Annotated in this window: 13 protein-coding genes; 6 read left to right on the forward strand and 7 right to left on the reverse strand. The window is 54.0% G+C overall.

Going from position 1 to position 16,471, the window contains the following annotated elements; translation table 11 throughout:
• Positions 1–10: 10 nt before the first annotated feature.
• Genes ACW9JE_RS04795 through ACW9JE_RS04820 form a run of 6 tightly spaced genes read right to left on the reverse strand, consistent with a single transcriptional unit; the run spans position 11 to position 8,761 of the window.
• Positions 11–1,099 (reverse strand): DegT/DnrJ/EryC1/StrS family aminotransferase, encoded by a 1,089-nt coding sequence (locus ACW9JE_RS04795; protein ID WP_457432111.1) that lies wholly within the window; start codon positions 1,097–1,099, stop codon positions 11–13.
• Positions 1,096–2,175 carry an acyltransferase family protein gene (locus tag ACW9JE_RS04800; RefSeq protein ID WP_457432112.1) on the reverse strand — a complete coding sequence of 360 codons (1,080 nt, stop codon included), beginning with the start codon at positions 2,173–2,175 and terminating at the stop codon, positions 1,096–1,098. Before ACW9JE_RS04800 ends, ACW9JE_RS04795 begins: the two co-directional genes overlap by 4 nt.
• Positions 2,175–3,623, reverse strand: coding sequence for a hypothetical protein (locus ACW9JE_RS04805; protein ID WP_457432113.1), 1,449 nt, complete (start codon positions 3,621–3,623; stop codon positions 2,175–2,177). Before ACW9JE_RS04805 ends, ACW9JE_RS04800 begins: the two co-directional genes overlap by 1 nt.
• A gap of 8 nt (positions 3,624–3,631) precedes the next feature.
• On the reverse strand, positions 3,632–6,673 hold the full coding sequence (locus tag ACW9JE_RS04810) for a glycosyltransferase (RefSeq protein ID WP_457432114.1): 3,042 nt from the start codon (positions 6,671–6,673) through the stop codon (positions 3,632–3,634).
• Complete coding sequence (locus ACW9JE_RS04815) at positions 6,670–7,950, reverse strand: ABC transporter ATP-binding protein (protein ID WP_457432115.1); 1,281 nt, start codon at positions 7,948–7,950, stop codon at positions 6,670–6,672. Before ACW9JE_RS04815 ends, ACW9JE_RS04810 begins: the two co-directional genes overlap by 4 nt.
• Positions 7,940–8,761 carry an ABC transporter permease gene (locus tag ACW9JE_RS04820; RefSeq protein WP_457432116.1) on the reverse strand — a complete coding sequence of 274 codons (822 nt, stop codon included), beginning with the start codon at positions 8,759–8,761 and terminating at the stop codon, positions 7,940–7,942. Before ACW9JE_RS04820 ends, ACW9JE_RS04815 begins: the two co-directional genes overlap by 11 nt.
• Before the next feature lie 662 nt (positions 8,762–9,423).
• On the opposite strand from ACW9JE_RS04820, the gene ACW9JE_RS04825 reads away from it, so the two are divergent.
• From ACW9JE_RS04825 to fabF, 4 genes are all read left to right on the forward strand, one after another.
• Complete coding sequence (locus ACW9JE_RS04825; RefSeq protein ID WP_457432117.1) at positions 9,424–11,418, forward strand: polysaccharide biosynthesis protein; 1,995 nt, start codon at positions 9,424–9,426, stop codon at positions 11,416–11,418.
• A 111-nt stretch (positions 11,419–11,529) separates the two neighbouring features.
• On the forward strand, positions 11,530–11,865 hold the full coding sequence (locus ACW9JE_RS04830) for a ComEA family DNA-binding protein (RefSeq protein WP_457432118.1): 336 nt from the start codon (positions 11,530–11,532) through the stop codon (positions 11,863–11,865).
• A 207-nt stretch (positions 11,866–12,072) separates the two neighbouring features.
• Positions 12,073–12,867 carry an SDR family NAD(P)-dependent oxidoreductase gene (locus ACW9JE_RS04835; RefSeq protein ID WP_457432119.1) on the forward strand — a complete coding sequence of 265 codons (795 nt, stop codon included), beginning with the start codon at positions 12,073–12,075 and terminating at the stop codon, positions 12,865–12,867.
• Between the two features lie 33 nt (positions 12,868–12,900).
• The gene (fabF, locus tag ACW9JE_RS04840; protein WP_457432120.1) at positions 12,901–14,175 is read left to right on the forward strand and encodes a beta-ketoacyl-ACP synthase II; all 1,275 of its coding nucleotides are present in this window, start codon (positions 12,901–12,903) and stop codon (positions 14,173–14,175) included.
• Here the strand turns inward: fabF and ACW9JE_RS04845 are convergent.
• Positions 14,172–14,729: a TetR/AcrR family transcriptional regulator gene (locus ACW9JE_RS04845; protein ID WP_457432121.1), complete on the reverse strand. Its 558-nt coding sequence runs from the start codon at positions 14,727–14,729 to the stop codon at positions 14,172–14,174. The genes fabF and ACW9JE_RS04845 overlap by 4 nt on opposite strands.
• 176 nt (positions 14,730–14,905) lie before the next feature.
• On the opposite strand from ACW9JE_RS04845, the gene ACW9JE_RS04850 reads away from it, so the two are divergent.
• Both ACW9JE_RS04850 and ACW9JE_RS04855 read left to right on the forward strand, forming a co-directional pair.
• Positions 14,906–15,559 (forward strand): GntR family transcriptional regulator, encoded by a 654-nt coding sequence (locus ACW9JE_RS04850; RefSeq protein WP_457432122.1) that lies wholly within the window; start codon positions 14,906–14,908, stop codon positions 15,557–15,559.
• Between the two features lie 15 nt (positions 15,560–15,574).
• Positions 15,575–16,426, forward strand: coding sequence for an urea carboxylase-associated family protein (locus tag ACW9JE_RS04855; RefSeq protein ID WP_457432123.1), 852 nt, complete (start codon positions 15,575–15,577; stop codon positions 16,424–16,426).
• The last annotated feature ends 45 nt before the right edge of the window (positions 16,427–16,471 follow it).

The following is a 16,471-nucleotide window of genomic DNA, read 5'->3' on the forward strand; positions in this document are numbered from 1 at the left end:
ATGGCGCTCCTTATCCGAAGTATTTCTGAACGGCGACAATCACGGTTGCTACCTGTTCATCCGTCATGCCAGGGAAGCAAGGCAAGGTCACCAGATCCTTACAGGAACGCTCGGTCACCTCGAGGGAGCCGGCGATGCAAGGCTCGGTGTAGGCGGCTTGCTGGTGATCTGGAACTGGATAGTGAACGTCCGTGGTCACGCCGTGAGACTTGAGGAAGTTACGGAAGGCGTCACGATTCTCGATGCGCGCCACATACAAATGCGCGGCATAGGAGTCATCGACCGATGGCAGCCCCTTGAAGCCCAGACCTGAAAAAGCTGCATTGTAGCGAGTCGCGATGCTACGGCGAGACTCATTCCAGCTTTCAAGCTGCGGCAGTTTGACCCGTAGGATCGATGCCTGAATTTCATCCAGGCGGCTGTTTTTACCACCTATATGACCGACGTGATACTTGGACGACCAGCCATACTGGCGAAGGGTCTTGAGTTGTGCGGCGATTTTCTCGTCGCTGGTCACTACCGCACCGCCATCACCCATGGCGCCGAGATTCTTAGTCGGATAGAAGCTGAAGCAGGCCGCATCGCCGAAGCTGCCCGCCTGACGACCATCACGTTTGGCACCATGGGATTGGGCGCAGTCCTCGATCAGCTTGATGCCAGCGGCATGGGTCAGGGTCAGCAATTCTTCGATATTTGCCAGTTGACCGTAGAGGTGCGTGACGATCACGCACTTGGGTTTCAGCTCCAGAGCCTTGGCCAAGGCTTGTGGTGACATTGTCATGGTGACCTCATCAATGTCGACATACAGCGGCGTTGCGCCAATTCCATGAATAGCTGTACTGCTATAGAAACCGGCGTTGGCGACGGTTACGACGAGGTCGCCACGTTCTATTCCCATGCTGCGCAGTGCAATTTCAATGGCGTCGGTACCGTTAGCCATGGACACACAGTGACGAGCGCCCACGTACTGAGCAAACTCCGCCTCAAATCCTGTTACCTCTTCACCCAGGACATACCAATTCCGGTCGAGAACTTTCTTGATCGCGCCAAGGAAATCAAGGTTCTTGTTCATTGCCACGTCTGAAAAGAGGGGGATCATATCGATGCTCCTTGGGTGCTCAAGCTGGAATCGGTTGCAGAAAAATTGGTTTTTTTAAAGAAATGTTTTTTCAGGCGGAGAGCCCGCTTCTCTATCAGGTGCCACGAAACAATGCCACAAGCCAACGCTAAGGCCATGGAAGTCACGCAATTCTGCACGCCCGTAAAGTGAGGAAAAGCCCACGCGGTCAATTGTTGTGCTGGCCAGCCATAAAGATAAACGCCATAGGAATAATCGCCCCATTTGTCCATCCAGGCGAATTGCTTGAAGAAGCTCACGGAGCAGAAGAAGGTGACGAGCAGCAGTACGTAGCCGAACGGGAAGCGATCGGTGTTCAGCGTGATACCCGCTAAAAACAGGGCCATCAGTAGAAAGTAGGGGCTTACAGGCACGCTGTCCCGGTTGATGTACAAGAATGAGCCAATATAAAAAAACAGGATGACGTGCAGCATTGTTGTGCCCTGCAGAGGGGCCGGTAGCCAGGATTTGTCAGACCAGATGGCGACGATCATTACGAAAAACAGGCAATTGAAGAGCGCGCGACTGCGCATGATCCCGAGCAGGTAAGCCACCAGCACTGCGACATACAGCCAAACCTCGATGACAACAGACCAGATTGAACCGTTGACAGCCTGATTCGGATTTTGTGTAAACACTCCAGGAAGGAAGAAGGCGCCCTGGTAAGTCAGCGCCAACCCTTTGAAATAGGCCCAGGTTTGCGGACTCAAAAGATACTCAGTTAGCGGCAACGTGGTGACGATGCCGCCCAGAACAAAGGTGACCAGGATCAGATTCACCCACAGAGCCGGATAGATTCTTAATACTCGGGAGACAACATAATTCTGTACCCCGCTGTTCAGAATGCTGGCAGTCACCAGAAAACCACTGATCAGGAAAAACAGGTCAACAGCAACACCGCCAGCGAACGCATACCCCGTTGTCACTACGATCCAATCTGGCGTTGCTCCCGGCACAATTGCCGTTGTGTGGCCATAGATGACCGCCAGCGCAGCGAGCAGGCGAATAAAGGTCAGGTTGTTGCTTTTGCCAATAAAAGTATCCGCAAGTGTACGCATTAGTGAGCCCCTGCGATTATCAGTTTCAGGCAGCCTGCTTGCGCTTCGGGGGTGTCGGTAACGACCATTCGCCCCTTGGAAGAGGCAGCACCCTGCTGGATGCCAGGATAGAGGGGATTATTCTTGTCCATGACAATGTTCCAGACTGTGTGAAGGCTCATTACGGTTTCTAGATACTGACCGCTATGCATATACCACGGAGAGAACGAGTTGGCGCCGTAAACGCAGACAGAAGAAGCGGCGTTGATGGCGTCCTTGTTGTCTTCCAGTTGTTTGAAGACCTTGGCGTTGTCGGAGCCGACGATATCGTACCAGTGAGCAACGCTGGTACGTCCCGGTGTATCCACGATATACAGAGGCGCGGCAAGCGCGCCCATTAATGCACAGACCAGATAGGCGCGGAGCGGTGACGGTGCTTCAGTTTTCAGCAGCTCAGCCAATGCCACGTACACTGAACCAACGATGAATGGCAGCCATATCAGTTCGTAATATGCGTTGACGTGGTTCGGTAGTACCGAATACGGAGCGATCAGAGTCAGCACCGCACCGACGAAGTAAAGAGTCTTGGGTATTTTCCTGTCGCGTATCAGGACAACTAGCACCATAACCGCAGAAAAGACTATCGATGCAGCGATGATTTTGCCGTGCACAAGCATTGTCGGATGTCCGGCTCCGGTCAGGTAGCGCCACACGGTATTCGCAACGCCGGTCACGGAGATGTCGATGAAGTACGAGGATTGCGCATCGCTGGCACCCAGGAAGCTGGATGCAGCGAGAAACTTCGCCCCGGCTACCATCAGCAGCGACGCCGCCAGGCCGGTCAGGCCGGTCAGTATCCGTTTCTTGACCGGTTTCTCCGACTTGATCAGGACATAGGCAAAGGAGAATAGGTAGAACAGAATGAAGTCCTCCTTGGCCAACGTGGACAGCAGCAACATCATCAAAGATACATACAGCCAAGTGTCACTGATTTCGCGATCGTCTTTGAACAGAAAGTAAACAGATGCGAGGCCCAAGCACCCCGACATCATGTGCGTCACCATGCCCGTGTATCGGGCGTATTCGGCAATGATCGGCGTGGAGAGGGAAGCGATGACGAACAAGACCAGAGTGATCCAGAATTGACGCGGTTGTACGACTTCGATCAGGATCTTCCAGCACAGAAATACATAGGTTGCGGTTAAAATCCGGACCGCCCAAATCAGATAATCCGGCCCAAGCGAGGAAAGCAGGAAGATCAACCAGGTTGACAGTGGGCGAATCCAAGACAAACCCAAGCCGCCGGCGGCAGACGAATAATTGGTGTAGTCGTCATGGTGGACCGGGATGGAGGTTGGCAGGAAGTCCGAGACTGAGTAGTAGGCCATCAAATAAAAGACAGCCGAAATCAGTGCAAACGACAGGATGTTCGAATGCTTTGATAAGAACGGTGGTGGCGTGGAGTTCATGGGGCCGCTCATTTCTTTTCTTCGTTTTTATAATTGTGTGGAGTCCAAGTCCCCCACTTGGCCTCATAGGTCGCCTTGTTCTGCTCGAACAGTGCCTGGCGATCAGCACTTCGAAGCTTGTTGAACGAAGCCGACAGGTGATGATGGATGAATACGTCTTCTGCGCAGCAGATGGTCCTACCCAATTGCTCTACGCGACGGCAGTAGTCATCATCTTCGAAAAAACCGCGGCCGAAGGCTTCGTCCAGCGGCCCCACCGCTTCATAAACTTCGCGGGAAAACATGACGCAGAAAAACGCAGCTGTCTGGATGTTCTGCAACTTGCCGATGTGGCTGTGGGTGTACTTCGCCGCTTCCACGAGCATTTCATTCATATTCTGATAGCTGATCTGGATCTTGGCTTCGTTACCAATGTTGTTGGTCACCGGCCCGATGATTCCGATCGATTTGTTGCGTTCCAAATGGCGATAAAGCGTACGAATCCAGCCTGGTGTGACAAACGTATCGTTGTTGAGCAGAACCAGGTATTTACCATCGGCAATGGCTAGGCCCTGATTGTTGCCGGCGGCGAAGCCACGGTTGTCTTCGTTGAGGATGATTCTACGGTTCTTGCCTTCTGTGACCCACTCATTGAGCAGAGTTGGCGTGCCATCCACGGAGGCATTGTCGACAACAATGATTTCCAGGTTTTCGTGGTTGGTATTCGCATCAAGGCTTGCCAAGCAAGCCTTGGTCAGTTCGATGTTGTTGTAGGTCACCACGATGACACTTACTCGTGGCACGCTTCGGTGGTTTTCGATCCGCTGGATCATCTGCTCGGCGCGATGACTCCACGTCTGGTTTCTGGCGAACGCCTGGCGGGCTGGAATGCGGGCGATCGCATCGGGCGCATCCAGTTCCTCGCTGACCGCTCGGATGAAGTCTTCCGAAGTCGGCGCCGCGTGCACGAGGTTTTCGAATTGTTTGATTTCAGGCAAGTCGACGGACACCACCGGTTTACCTGCACTGAGGTATTCATAGACCTTGACCGGGTTTGTGGCGAGGGTCAGTGGAATCACCTGGAATGGCAACAGGCAGACGTCGAAGGCATGCAGATACTTCGGTAGCTCGCTGTAAGGCATTTCACCGGTGAACGTGACGTTGCTCAGATGCGCCAGCTTTCCGCGGGCGTCGACGGTGTCGGCACCGATCATCAGAAGACAATGCTGAGGGAAGGCCTTGGCAACATTTTCTATCAGCTCCAGATCGAACCATCCGGCGATGGCGCCGTAGTAGCCAATGATCTTGCGTTGCTTAGGATCGACATACACATCAGCCGGACGCGTAGCAAAGTGTTCGAACTCGCCCGCATTGCGAATCAAGATCCGGTTTTGAGTGTGCTGCGATACGATGTCATCCAGCCAAGTGGATGTAGTGATTGTGATGTCGGCATTGCGCATAAGTGCGCGCTCGATCGCTAGCACGTCTTCGGAAACGTCGCCGAATCCCTCGTGGTGATCCATACAGTCATACACCACTTCGCTGTCCGGCAACATGGAGCAGGTCTCATACCAGAATGGATGTTGAACCATGGAAACAATCTGACGGCTTGCAGTCCAATCCAGAACATGGCCGATTGAACCTTTTAGTTGCTCGGCAATGTCGAAACCCGGCGCGGAGGAATAGATTATCGGGGCACCTTTGGCGTACAAGTTGATCTGAAACAAGCGACCGTGCTCGTCCAACTGCTCGACTTCGAAGCCTGGGCGCGGGTCGTCAATCAGATTGACGGATACATAGAACACTCGCCGACCTGTACTGGCCAATGCCTGCGCGAGTTGTTGCGGCCGCTGGTGACGGAAATGCCAATCAATGACACCCCAGAAAATGTAGTCGGCAATACCTTGCTGCTGCTCTGCTGGGCGCATCATCGGGAGGTTGAAGGAGCTCCCATTAAGCAGTTGGTTCTTCATGACAGACATCGGCGCTTCGACTAATGTCGAGTAGGATTGCCGTATGGCTTTTCTGAACGCAGCTGGCAAGGGGAGCTTGTGATAGATGCGGCGCAACTGGTATTTCAATGCGCGCGTCTCCGCTGTCGAAAACCCATGGCGGGCCATTCGCAGGGCCAACCGCAATGGCTTGGTCAGTTTCCAAGAATGACTGTCGATCATCTGAGTGTACTGCGCTTCAACGCGTTTGAGCTGTTCGAAAACAATCCTGTGAGCTTCCACGGTCGCCTGATTCGCCGCTTCGCTAGCCTCCAGAGCAGCCTTCGTCTCAGCTTGGGCTGCAACCAGTTCAGCCTGTTGGTCTTCCAGATTGCGACGAATTTTCTCGAACATCGCACGTTCCTTCAACTTTACCCATTCTAAGTTGTCATTTTCGATATGGAGGTCGCGCAAATGCAGTTGCGTGTCCTGGTGATTGTCCAAGTTCGAATACACCAGCAGGATTTGCTCGCCACGCCAATAGTTTGGTTCGTCCTGCGAGGTATCAATGATGCTGCTGTGGGTTAACGCCCATTTGCCGAAGCTGGCCGGGATATTTTCGTAGTTGAATGAGTAAAAGTGTTCATCGATCAACTCCTGCTCTCTGAACGGCAGAAGCAGCACAATAAATTTCTCTGCCGTGGCGCTGACCTGCTTAAGCACATCCCACGGCGTAGCGAAATGTTCGAGCGTATTGGACGAAAATATGACGTCCCATGTGTTGCTGCTTCCGTTGCCCAGAAAATTCTCACAGAGAAATTTGACGGTCGGGAAGGTGGCGGATGCTTTTTCGATGGCTTCGGATGAAAAGTCCACGCCAACAAGGCTCGGCAACTCTAGACGTTTGGCTAGGTACTGCGTTCCGTCGCCCTGCGCGCAACCCCAATCGCACATTGTCAGGTTTTGATCCTTGATTTGTGTGAGGAGCCAGGACGGGAAATTGTTAGCAGCCACTTCACTGAAAAAGATGCTTTGTTCACGGCCGAAGTTTTCTTCCCAGTCGTTAGCAAAGCGATGGTCCCAGTAAGTTTTGGAGTTGACTTCACCAGTTTCAATTGAATCGTCTTTCGGGTTTTTCATGGTGTAAGTGCTCCTTTACTCACTGTATTGTTTTCGATAGCCATGGAAATTCTCGGAACGAACAGCCCCGATGCGTTGCTTATAAACGACGAAGAAAAATACTGCGCCCCTTCCACGTATTCATAGTAGTGAATAGCTGCTGAAGTTCTGTTTTCAACGGCAGCCACCAATAGGTAATCGCCGGAGCACAAGAAATTTTCCACCTCGAAAAGTACTTCCTGCCCTGCACCGTCGTCGTGATCAAATGTCAGTTTTTCATTCCAAGTACTGCCAACGATAAGGTCGTTGCCCGCAAGATTCTTGAACGAAAACGATACGGACAGACCTTCAGTCGATTTTAAGGCGCGCGTGCTAAACCTGATCTTGACGATCATTTTTTCGTGACCGATGTACAGACTCTTGCGGACCCCATAGTCATCGTAGATGCCAGCACTTTCGATCACACCGGTGTGCGATCCCCAATGATTGATGGGTTGCTCCACATGACGGGGTTGTACCGTGGCATCGGGTGACGAAAAGTCCGGCGTATTTTCGCGAGCGCCATCGAACAGGTATTCCGTGTACTGGGCGGTGACTGGGAAAACATCACCGATCGCGCGAACGATGCCCTTGTCCAGCCACAATGCTCGGTCGCAGAGGGTACGAACTGCCGCCACATCGTGGGATACGAACAGGATGCTGACGCCCGAGTCTTTCATCTGCTTGATACGGTCCAGACACTTAGCCTGAAAGCGTGCGTCACCTACCGATAGGGCTTCATCAACCACCAAAATACTTGGTTGAGTATGAACAGCCACGGAAAATGCCAAGCGCACGTACATGCCCGAAGAGTAGGTTTTGACTGGCTGATTAATGAACTCGCCGATTTCCGCGAAAGCTTCGATCTCGGAATATCTTCCGTTGATCTCATCAAGCGACAAACCCAGAATCGCCGCGTTCAGATAGACATTTTCCTTGCCAGTGAACTCTGGGTTAAAACCGGCTCCAAGCTCCAAAAGCGCGGCGATACGACCGCGCACACTGATTTTGCCGGAGCTCGGATTCAACGTGCCGCACAGCATTTGCAGCAGGGTCGATTTTCCCGACCCGTTGCTGCCTATAATACCTACAGTTTCACCAGCGTTGACTTCGAACGAAGCACTTTTCAAAGCCCAGAATTCGCTGAAATATTTACGCTTGTCGCGAAACAGCATTTGTAAAAGCCGTTTGTGTGGCTTGTCATAGATTTCGTAGCATTTGCTTAGGTTTTCGACGGTGATAGCCGGCTCAGAGTACATCGGCAAACCCCTTGCGAGTCTTTTGGAACCAAGCAAAGCCACAACAAGCTACGACGATCCCAAAAGCAAGCATGATGCACCAGGTCGTGAGGTCAGGAATTTGGCCGAAAATCAGAATATTTCGACTTTGTTCGATGATATAGGCCAGTGGATTGATCCTGATCCAGAATTGATATTTTTCCGGCAAAGCAGTTATTGGGAAGAACACGGCGGACATAAAGAGCATCACAGTGGTGAACATTGCCGTAATCTGGCCGATGTCGCGCATATATACGCCCAGCGAGGCGAACGTCCAGCTCATGCCCATAATGCCAAGAAACAGCGGAAGCATGACGAATGGAAGCAATAATGCTGTCCATGGAATGGAGTGATTGATGATGATTTGAGCCAGCAACAGAACACTCAGGCTGATAACAGCATGAAAAAGTGCCGATAGGAATGTCACCCAAGAAAGTATTTCAAGCGGGAAAACAACTTTTTTCACGTAGCTTACATTAGATGTTATGAGGGCAGGCGCGCGGTTGATGCATTCCGCGAACAGGCCATGGATCAGAAGTCCGACAAAAAGAATGATTGCGAAGTCGGTCTTGCTTTCTTCGTTTGAAACACCCCAGCGTGCTTTGAAAACAACTGAAAAAACGAATGTATATATAATTAACATCAAGATCGGGTTGAAAAAAGACCACGACAAACCCAATGTCGAGCCACGATAGCGTCCCAGGACTTCACGTTTACTCAACTGTATTATCAAACGTTTGTTACGCCAGAAACTGGCAACCATTTCTACTGGGTTTGCTGAATAATTTTGCATCAGTGGTTTGACTCGCCTTCTTGTGCAGGTGGCCTGTTGACGTTCAATTTTTATATTAAGGAGCAATTGTCCTTTTTTCGGTAAGCTAGGGCGTCGCCCGATGAGTTTACCGGAATTAATCCATGAATTTCGCCTCAAATTTGGACGGAAGGCTCCTTGATCTGTGTTGCCTGCGTTGACAGCTCAGCGTCTCGATCACGCCGCGCATGGTATCGTATTAGGGCATGCTATTTCACCCTGTAATCTACGTATTCCAACGTTGGTGCCGGCTGGTAAGCACTCCCGTGCCAGTCTTGGCGCGGAATTGGCGCTTTCTCTTCATCCAGTAAGGCAGGCAGGTATAGGGCTGGCTCTGGACTCGCGTTGGAGCGCAGTGGGCGGCGTTACATTGATGAAACAGTAATGGCAGTGTGCAACGTGCAAATTCACCAGGCGGGCTTCCACGGGCGAGCGCCATCCCGGCCCCCCGTATTCAATAGGCGTCCTGAATACGAGTACCATTGACAGATTAAGGTTTCCTCACCGCAAAAAAAGGTGTCCGGTTGCGAATGATAATGGCTTGCGGAGATATTTTGCTATATTTCAAGATGCTCTGTGTTTCCATTTACGTACAATAGCGCACAGATTTGCGATTAGACATAGTTGATAGAGCGACTGGATTTATGGATAAATTTAGGATTTTTTTACTGAGTTTGCCCCGCCGACAAAAGCGGTTACTGCAAGTGGCGACTGACTGCATGCTTGTCTGGCTGGCACTTTGGTTGGCATTCATCGTCCGTTTGGGCATCGATGACATGTATAACCCGTTGCGTGTTCATTCTTGGCTGTTCGCTTGCGCGCCTCTAATTGCGATTCCATTGTTCATTCGTTTCGGTATGTACCGCGCCGTAATGCGCTATTTCGGCAATGATGCTTTGCTTGCAATCATCAAGGCGGTCAGTCTTTCGTCATTGATTCTGGCACTTGTGGTGTACTGGTACAGCAATCACGAAGCGGTCATTCCTCGTTCGATAATTTTCAACTATTGGTGGTTGAGCCTTGTCATTGTTGGAGGGCTACGTCTCTGTATGCGCCAGTACTTCATGGGTGACTGGTTCAACTCGGTGCAGCATGTACCCTTTGTCAATCGGGATGACGGGCTGACCAAGGTCGCGATATACGGCGCGGGCGTGGCAGGCAACCAGCTGGTCGCAGCGCTGCGGATGGGGCGAGTCATGCGTCCGGTAGCGTTCATTGATGATGACTCCGGTATTGCGGATCGAGCCATTGCCGGCTTGCAGGTCTACAAGCCCAAGCACATTCAGCAGATGATCGATGAAACCGGGGCCCAGGAGATTCTCCTCGCGTTGCCGTCCTCAACCCGCGCGCGGCGTCGGGAAATTCTGACTTTCCTGGAGGGATTTCCGTTGCACATCCGAAGTGTGCCCAACTTCGCGGACCTCGCCAGTGGCCGGGTGAAAGTCGAAGACATCCAGGAAGTGGATATCGCCGACTTGCTTGGTCGAGATTCCGTACCAGCCCAGCCAGATCTGCTCGAGCGCTGCATCAAGGGTAAGGCAGTCATGGTGACCGGGGCTGGTGGTTCGATCGGCGCAGAGCTGTGCCGGCAGATCTTTGCGCTTGGCCCGACCACGCTTTTGCTCTTCGATCACAGTGAGTTCAACCTCTACAGCATTTTGGCGGAGCTGGAGCAGCGCGCCAGTCGCCAGTCGGTTCCTGTTCAATTGCTGCCGATTCTGGGCTCCATCCGTCACCAGGACAAACTGCTGGATGTCATGAAGACCTGGGGAGTGGACACCGTTTATCACGCCGCGGCCTATAAACACGTGCCGATGGTTGAGCACAATATCGCCGAGGGCGTGTTGAACAATGTCATCGGCACGCTTAACACTGCACAGGCTGCATTGCAGTCTGGTGTCTCGAACTTCGTGCTGATCTCCACGGATAAGGCAGTTCGCCCCACAAATGTGATGGGCAGCACCAAGCGCTTGGCTGAGTTGACGTTGCAAGCCTTGAGTCGAGAGATCGCTCCAGTACTGTTCGGGGATAAGGCCAATGTGTCCCGGGTTAACAAAACCCGATTCACCATGGTTCGTTTTGGCAATGTATTGGGATCTTCTGGTTCGGTGATTCCGCTGTTCCATAGCCAGATCAAGTCCGGTGGGCCACTGACCGTGACTCATCCGAAGATCACTCGTTACTTCATGACCATTCCTGAAGCGGCGCAGTTGGTGATCCAGGCTGGTTCCATGGGGCAGGGTGGCGACGTTTTCGTGCTCGATATGGGCGAGCCGGTGAAGATCGTAGAGTTGGCTGAAAAGATGATTCACCTGTCCGGCTTGAGCGTGCGCTCGGAGAAAAATCTGCAGGGCGACATCTCGATCGAATTCACGGGCCTTCGACCTGGCGAAAAGCTTTACGAGGAATTGCTGATTGGCGACAACGTATCGGCAACTCAGCATCCAATGATCATGAGCGCCAACGAAGATCATCTGCCCTGGGATGTTCTCAAGGGGCGTTTGCGGGAGCTGCTGGTTGCCGTTGATGAGGATGATTACACCCGCGTTCGCCAGCTCCTGCGTGAAACTGTCAGTGGCTACACCCCTGACGGCGATATCGTTGACTGGATCTATCAGCAGCGTCGTCTCGAACCCTGATTGTTTCATATCCCGTAACGTACACACTTTTGACAGGCTTCAGGCATCGCCTAAGTTTGGGAGGCAGCTTCGGAAAGCTGCTTCCTCAAACGATGTCATGGAGCTTCAACTATGCGTAAAGGCTATCTCTCTTCCTTGGTATTTGCCCTGCTCACCAGTCTCTCTACTGCCGCAATCGCGGCACCCGCGGTGAAACCAGAAGCTGTCAGCGCGCCGATGAGCCAGGAAATGGCGCCGAAGGCTCAGACCGGAAAAATTGATCTCAACGGTGCTGATGCACCCACGCTGCAACGTGAGCTCGCGGGTGTCGGCGAAGCGAAGGCCAATGCGATTGTTGCGTATCGTGACATCAATGGACCTTTCGCATCCGTGGAGGAATTGCTGGAAGTGAAGGGCATCGGCAAGGCGATTCTGGATCGCAACCGCGAGAAGCTGGAAGTGAACTAAGCTTTCTGTTCAACGCCAAGGGGCCGGTCATTGACCGGCCTTTTTGCATATTAGCGGACGCTAAGACAGAAGCCTCCTGTCTGGAAATTCAAAATTACGGCTATCATATTCAAATTAAATTATGTATATAATCAATAGGTCATTCGTCCCGACGCGTTGAATTCCAAGCGTTTGGTTTCCCTTAAAGCACTCCCCAGGAGCACACCCATGAATCCCGCCAAGTCCCAAGGTACAGCCCTCGTCACCGGCGCTTCTTCCGGTATCGGCGCGGTTTACGCACAGCGCCTTGCCTCCCGTGGTTTTAATCTGTTGCTGGTCGCTCGCGATCAACAACGGTTGGACGAGGCAGCGAGCAAGCTGCACACCGAACACGGCGTCCAGGTCGAGGTGCTCAAAGCGGACCTCACGCAAAAAGACGACGTGCTCAAACTTGAACAACGCCTGCGCACGGACTCGAGCATTAGTCTGCTGGTGAATAACGCCGGTATGGCGGCAGATGGGTTACTGGCCAATGCAGACACCGATCAGCTGGAGCGAATGATTCAGCTGAACATCACCGCAGTCACGCGCCTGGCTTCTGCTGCAGCGGCCGGTTTTGCCAAGGCAGGCAGAGGAACGATCATCAATATTGGCTCTGTGGTGGCGCTGTTTCCTGAGCGCTTCAACGCCACCTACAGTGCCAGCAAGGCATACGTTCTGAGCCTGAGCCAATCGCTGAATGCTGAACTGCAGGGCACCGGCGTCAAGGTCCAGGCTGTGTTGCCAGGCGTAACACGTACCGAGATCTGGGAGCGCTCCGGTATCGATGCTTCACAGATTCCGGCGGACATGGTCATGGAAGCTGGGGAGATGGTCGACGCGGCGCTGTCGGGGCTGGATCAGGGGGAGTTGGTGACGATTCCTTCGCTTCCGGATGCCGCTGACTGGGAGGCCTTCGTTGCGGCGCGTCATGTGATGGCGCCGAACCTTTCCAAAAGCAAAGCAGCGACGCGTTATAAATGAAGCGTGACAAAAGCCGACAAGAGGTGATGCGGGATGAGTGATCGTCGAGTAGTCGTTACGGGCATGGGCCTTGTGTCTCCCTTGGGTAGTGGTGTTGAAGCGGTCTGGACGCGCCTGCTGGCCGGGCGCTCCGGCATAAAGAATCTGCCGGACGATGTAGTGGCCGATCTGCCGGCCAAAGTCGGTGGTGCAGTGCCGACTATTGTTGAAGATCCCGAAGCTGGATTCGACCCGGACCGGGCAACGCCCCCGAAAGAACAGAAGAAGATGGACCGCTTCATTATGTTTGCGATGGAGGCGGCCCGTCAGGCACTGGAGCAGGCTGGTTGGCAAGCGCAGACCACCGACACCCAGGAGCGCACCGCGACCATCATCGGTTCCGGCGTCGGTGGTTTCGGGGCGATCGCCGATGCGGTGCGGACCACCGATACTCGGGGCCCACGACGTTTATCACCGTTCACCATCCCGTCTTTCCTGGTCAATCTGGCGGCCGGGCATGTGTCGATTCAGCACGGTTTCAAGGGCCCGTTGGGCGCACCCGTGACAGCCTGTGCCGCCGGGGTCCAGGCGATTGGTGACGCTGCTCGGCTGATTCGCTCAGGCGAAGCGGACATCGCGATATGCGGTGGCGCGGAGGCTGCGATCGATCGAGTCAGTCTCGCCGGGTTCGCCGCGGCTCGCGCATTGTCCAGCGCTTACAACGACACCCCTGAACGCGCTTCACGCCCTTTCGACCGCGACCGCGACGGTTTTGTCATGGGCGAGGGCGCCGGTCTGCTGGTGATCGAATCCCTGGAACATGCCCTGGCCCGCGGTGCCAAGCCCATTGCAGAGATTGTCGGTTACGGCACCAGCGCCGACGCCTATCACCTGACCGCCGGCCCCGAGGATGGCAGTGGTGCGCGCCGCGCAATGTCGCTGGCTTTGGCTCAGGCGGGTGTTACACCGCAACAGGTCCAGCATCTCAATGCCCACGCCACATCAACCCCGGTTGGGGACTTGGGAGAACTGGCGGCGATCAAATCGCTGTTCGGCGCAGACAACAAGATCGCGGTGACTTCGACCAAATCCGCCACCGGCCACTTGCTCGGTGCGGCAGGGGGGATCGAAGCGATTTTCACCCTGTTGGCAATCCGTGATCAGGTCGTTCCCGCAACGCTCAACTTCAACAACCCTGACCCAGCCGCCGAAGGTGTGGATATCGTTCACGGTCAGGCCAGGCCGATGCCCATTGAATACGCGTTATCCAATGGCTTCGGGTTTGGTGGCGTCAACGCCAGCGTGCTGTTCAAGCGCTGGGAACGTTAACCGAGGTTCTTTTTGAGGTGTTCGCGGGTGACGTCGAGGATGCGTTGAGCAAATTCGGCGTCGGCAACACTGCGTGACAAAAGCAAAGCGCCGGCGAGTGCAGCCATCATGACGATGCTGCGCTCGTCGGCGTTTTGGCCTTCAAGGTTGCTCTCGATCTGATCGAGTCGCGCCTTCAATATCACATCGCTGGTTGGGCTCGGATGGCCGCGCAGGCCCAGTTCGGAGGAAATGGTCACCAGCGGGCAGCCTTCGTGTGGCGAAGTCTGGTGCCACTCGGAAAGATAGGTGTCGATGAATGCTTCGAGCGGATGTTCCTCGGCAAAGAGTTGTGCGCATAGTCCATCCACTTGTTCGCCTGCTTCATGCAGCGCCTTTTCCACCAATTCGTCCTTGGACTTGAAGTGCGAGTAAAAGCCACCGTGAGTCAAGCCCAGCGCCTTCATCAGAGGTTGCAGGCCGGTCGCGCTGATGCCGTCACGGCGAAAGCGCTCCGATGCTTCCTTGATGATGCGTTGGTGGGTCTGGGCTTTGTGGTCCTGCGAGTAACGCATCTGATTTCTCCAGCATCAATGCGCCATAGTAACCAATGAAAATTGGATGGTGACTGTACTTCTACTTCTGAAAAGCACACAGATGCGTCGAACTTGTATTAAACGCCCGCATTAGTGGCACGAATAGTGATTATTCATTGGCAGATGATTGTTGAACAATCCTTGAGGCGATGAGTATGAACAGCGGACTGTCACTGGCCGATCACATTACTTTGGAATTGCGTGCCGACATAATCGGCGGGCGCTTGCTACCGGGCATGGCGCTAGTCGAAAACGATCTGGTGTCCGCCTACAACACCTCGCGCAATACCATCCGTGAAGCCTTGCATCGGCTGGGCCAGGAGGGCTTGGCCCTTTACGTGCGCAACAAGGGCGTGATGGTGCGCCGCCTGGGTCCTGATGATGTACGGGATCTGTTCAAGGTCCGACGCACGCTGGAGTTGCAGGCCATCCATACCAGTCGCCCGCTGCGCGACTATCAATCCGACCGTATGCAGGAAGCCCTCGAAGCTACGGAGCTGGCCCGGGAGCGCGAGGACTGGCGTGCCGTCGGCACCCACAGCCTGGCCTTTCATCAACACATCGTCGGGCTGATGCACAGTCCGTTGTTCGATGAGTTCTTTACCAATGTCGTCGCGCAATTGCGTCTGGTGTTCTGCATGGCGCCTGATGAAGCGCGTTTTCAGTCGCCCTGGATGGCGCGTGATCGGCGGATCCATGAACTGCTGGTCGAGGGCGACAAACACGGGGCCGAAGAAGCGCTGAGCCTTTATCTCGACGACTCCGAACATCTGTTGTTGCAAATGCTTGCCTCCACTTCGCGTCACTGAACGAGGAATCGCGCCATGTACAAAGACTATCCAGCGGCCTATCAAGTCAGCAAAGGTTCGGCCTTGCAGGTGAACAAGGCCTTCTATGAACGGGTGCGCGACGCCAAGGACGGGCGCACGCTGATCGAGTCGTTCGAAGTGCCGATCCGTACTGGTCGCGCGTGGAAGGTGCCCGCCGGTCATGTCTTTAGGGTCACCACTCCGGTTGGCCCGCAGGTGGGGGATTTCAACGTGTGGAACGCCCACGATCCGCGTGAACGTCTGTGGGCTTCGCGCACTCGTCAACTGCAAGGCGCGCACGTCAGCACCCATGACCGGCTCTGGTCGAACCTGCCGTTTTTACGTCCTTTGGTAACCATCACCGACGACAGCCTCTCCGGTTATGGCATCGATGAACATGGCGGTCGTCTGCACGATTTGCTCGGCACCCGCTGCGACCCCTATGTGAACAAAATGCTCACCGGCGAGGATTTCCATCACCACTGCCATTCCAATCTGACCCGTGCGGTACTGCCTTTCGGCCTGACCGAGTTCGATGTGCATGACGTATTGAACATTTTCCAGTGCACGGGCCTGAATCACGATGACATGTACTTCATGAAGGCCTGTCCGGCGCAGAAGGGCGACTACCTGGAGTTCTTCGCTGAGATCGATCTGCTGTGCGCGTTATCGACCTGTCCGGGTGGTGATTTGTCGTTGGCCATGTGGGGGCCGGACGCGCAGGATCCGTTGAGCGTGTGTCGCCCGTTGGGGGTGGAGATTTATCGTCTGGAGGATTCGTTGCTGGAGGGGTGGAGCCAGCCGGAGCGGGCGGCGTATAACGGGCTGCATGGTTTGCATATCGCCAAGGCCGATTGGGAGAAATAAAAGCAAAAGATCGCAGCCTGCGGCAGCTCCTACAGGGAAACGCGA

The organism is Pseudomonas sp. SDO55104_S430, from assembly GCF_054070595.1.

What these genes read in the sequence shown, in the direction of transcription:
- ACW9JE_RS04850 (WP_457432122.1), top strand. Translation starts at nt 14,906, where the DNA reads ATGAACAGCGGACTGTCACTGGCCGATCACATTACTTTGGAATTGCGT.
- ACW9JE_RS04845 (WP_457432121.1), bottom strand. Translation starts at nt 14,729, where the DNA reads ATGCGTTACTCGCAGGACCACAAAGCCCAGACCCACCAACGCATCATC.
- fabF (WP_457432120.1), top strand. Translation starts at nt 12,901, where the DNA reads ATGAGTGATCGTCGAGTAGTCGTTACGGGCATGGGCCTTGTGTCTCCC.
- ACW9JE_RS04830 (WP_457432118.1), top strand. Translation starts at nt 11,530, where the DNA reads ATGCGTAAAGGCTATCTCTCTTCCTTGGTATTTGCCCTGCTCACCAGT.
- ACW9JE_RS04795 (WP_457432111.1), bottom strand. Translation starts at nt 1,099, where the DNA reads ATGATCCCCCTCTTTTCAGACGTGGCAATGAACAAGAACCTTGATTTC.
- ACW9JE_RS04815 (WP_457432115.1), bottom strand. Translation starts at nt 7,950, where the DNA reads ATGTACTCTGAGCCGGCTATCACCGTCGAAAACCTAAGCAAATGCTAC.
- ACW9JE_RS04835 (WP_457432119.1), top strand. Translation starts at nt 12,073, where the DNA reads ATGAATCCCGCCAAGTCCCAAGGTACAGCCCTCGTCACCGGCGCTTCT.
- ACW9JE_RS04820 (WP_457432116.1), bottom strand. Translation starts at nt 8,761, where the DNA reads ATGCAAAATTATTCAGCAAACCCAGTAGAAATGGTTGCCAGTTTCTGG.
- ACW9JE_RS04810 (WP_457432114.1), bottom strand. Translation starts at nt 6,673, where the DNA reads ATGAAAAACCCGAAAGACGATTCAATTGAAACTGGTGAAGTCAACTCC.
- ACW9JE_RS04805 (WP_457432113.1), bottom strand. Translation starts at nt 3,623, where the DNA reads ATGAACTCCACGCCACCACCGTTCTTATCAAAGCATTCGAACATCCTG.
- ACW9JE_RS04800 (WP_457432112.1), bottom strand. Translation starts at nt 2,175, where the DNA reads ATGCGTACACTTGCGGATACTTTTATTGGCAAAAGCAACAACCTGACC.
- ACW9JE_RS04825 (WP_457432117.1), top strand. Translation starts at nt 9,424, where the DNA reads ATGGATAAATTTAGGATTTTTTTACTGAGTTTGCCCCGCCGACAAAAG.
- ACW9JE_RS04855 (WP_457432123.1), top strand. Translation starts at nt 15,575, where the DNA reads ATGTACAAAGACTATCCAGCGGCCTATCAAGTCAGCAAAGGTTCGGCC.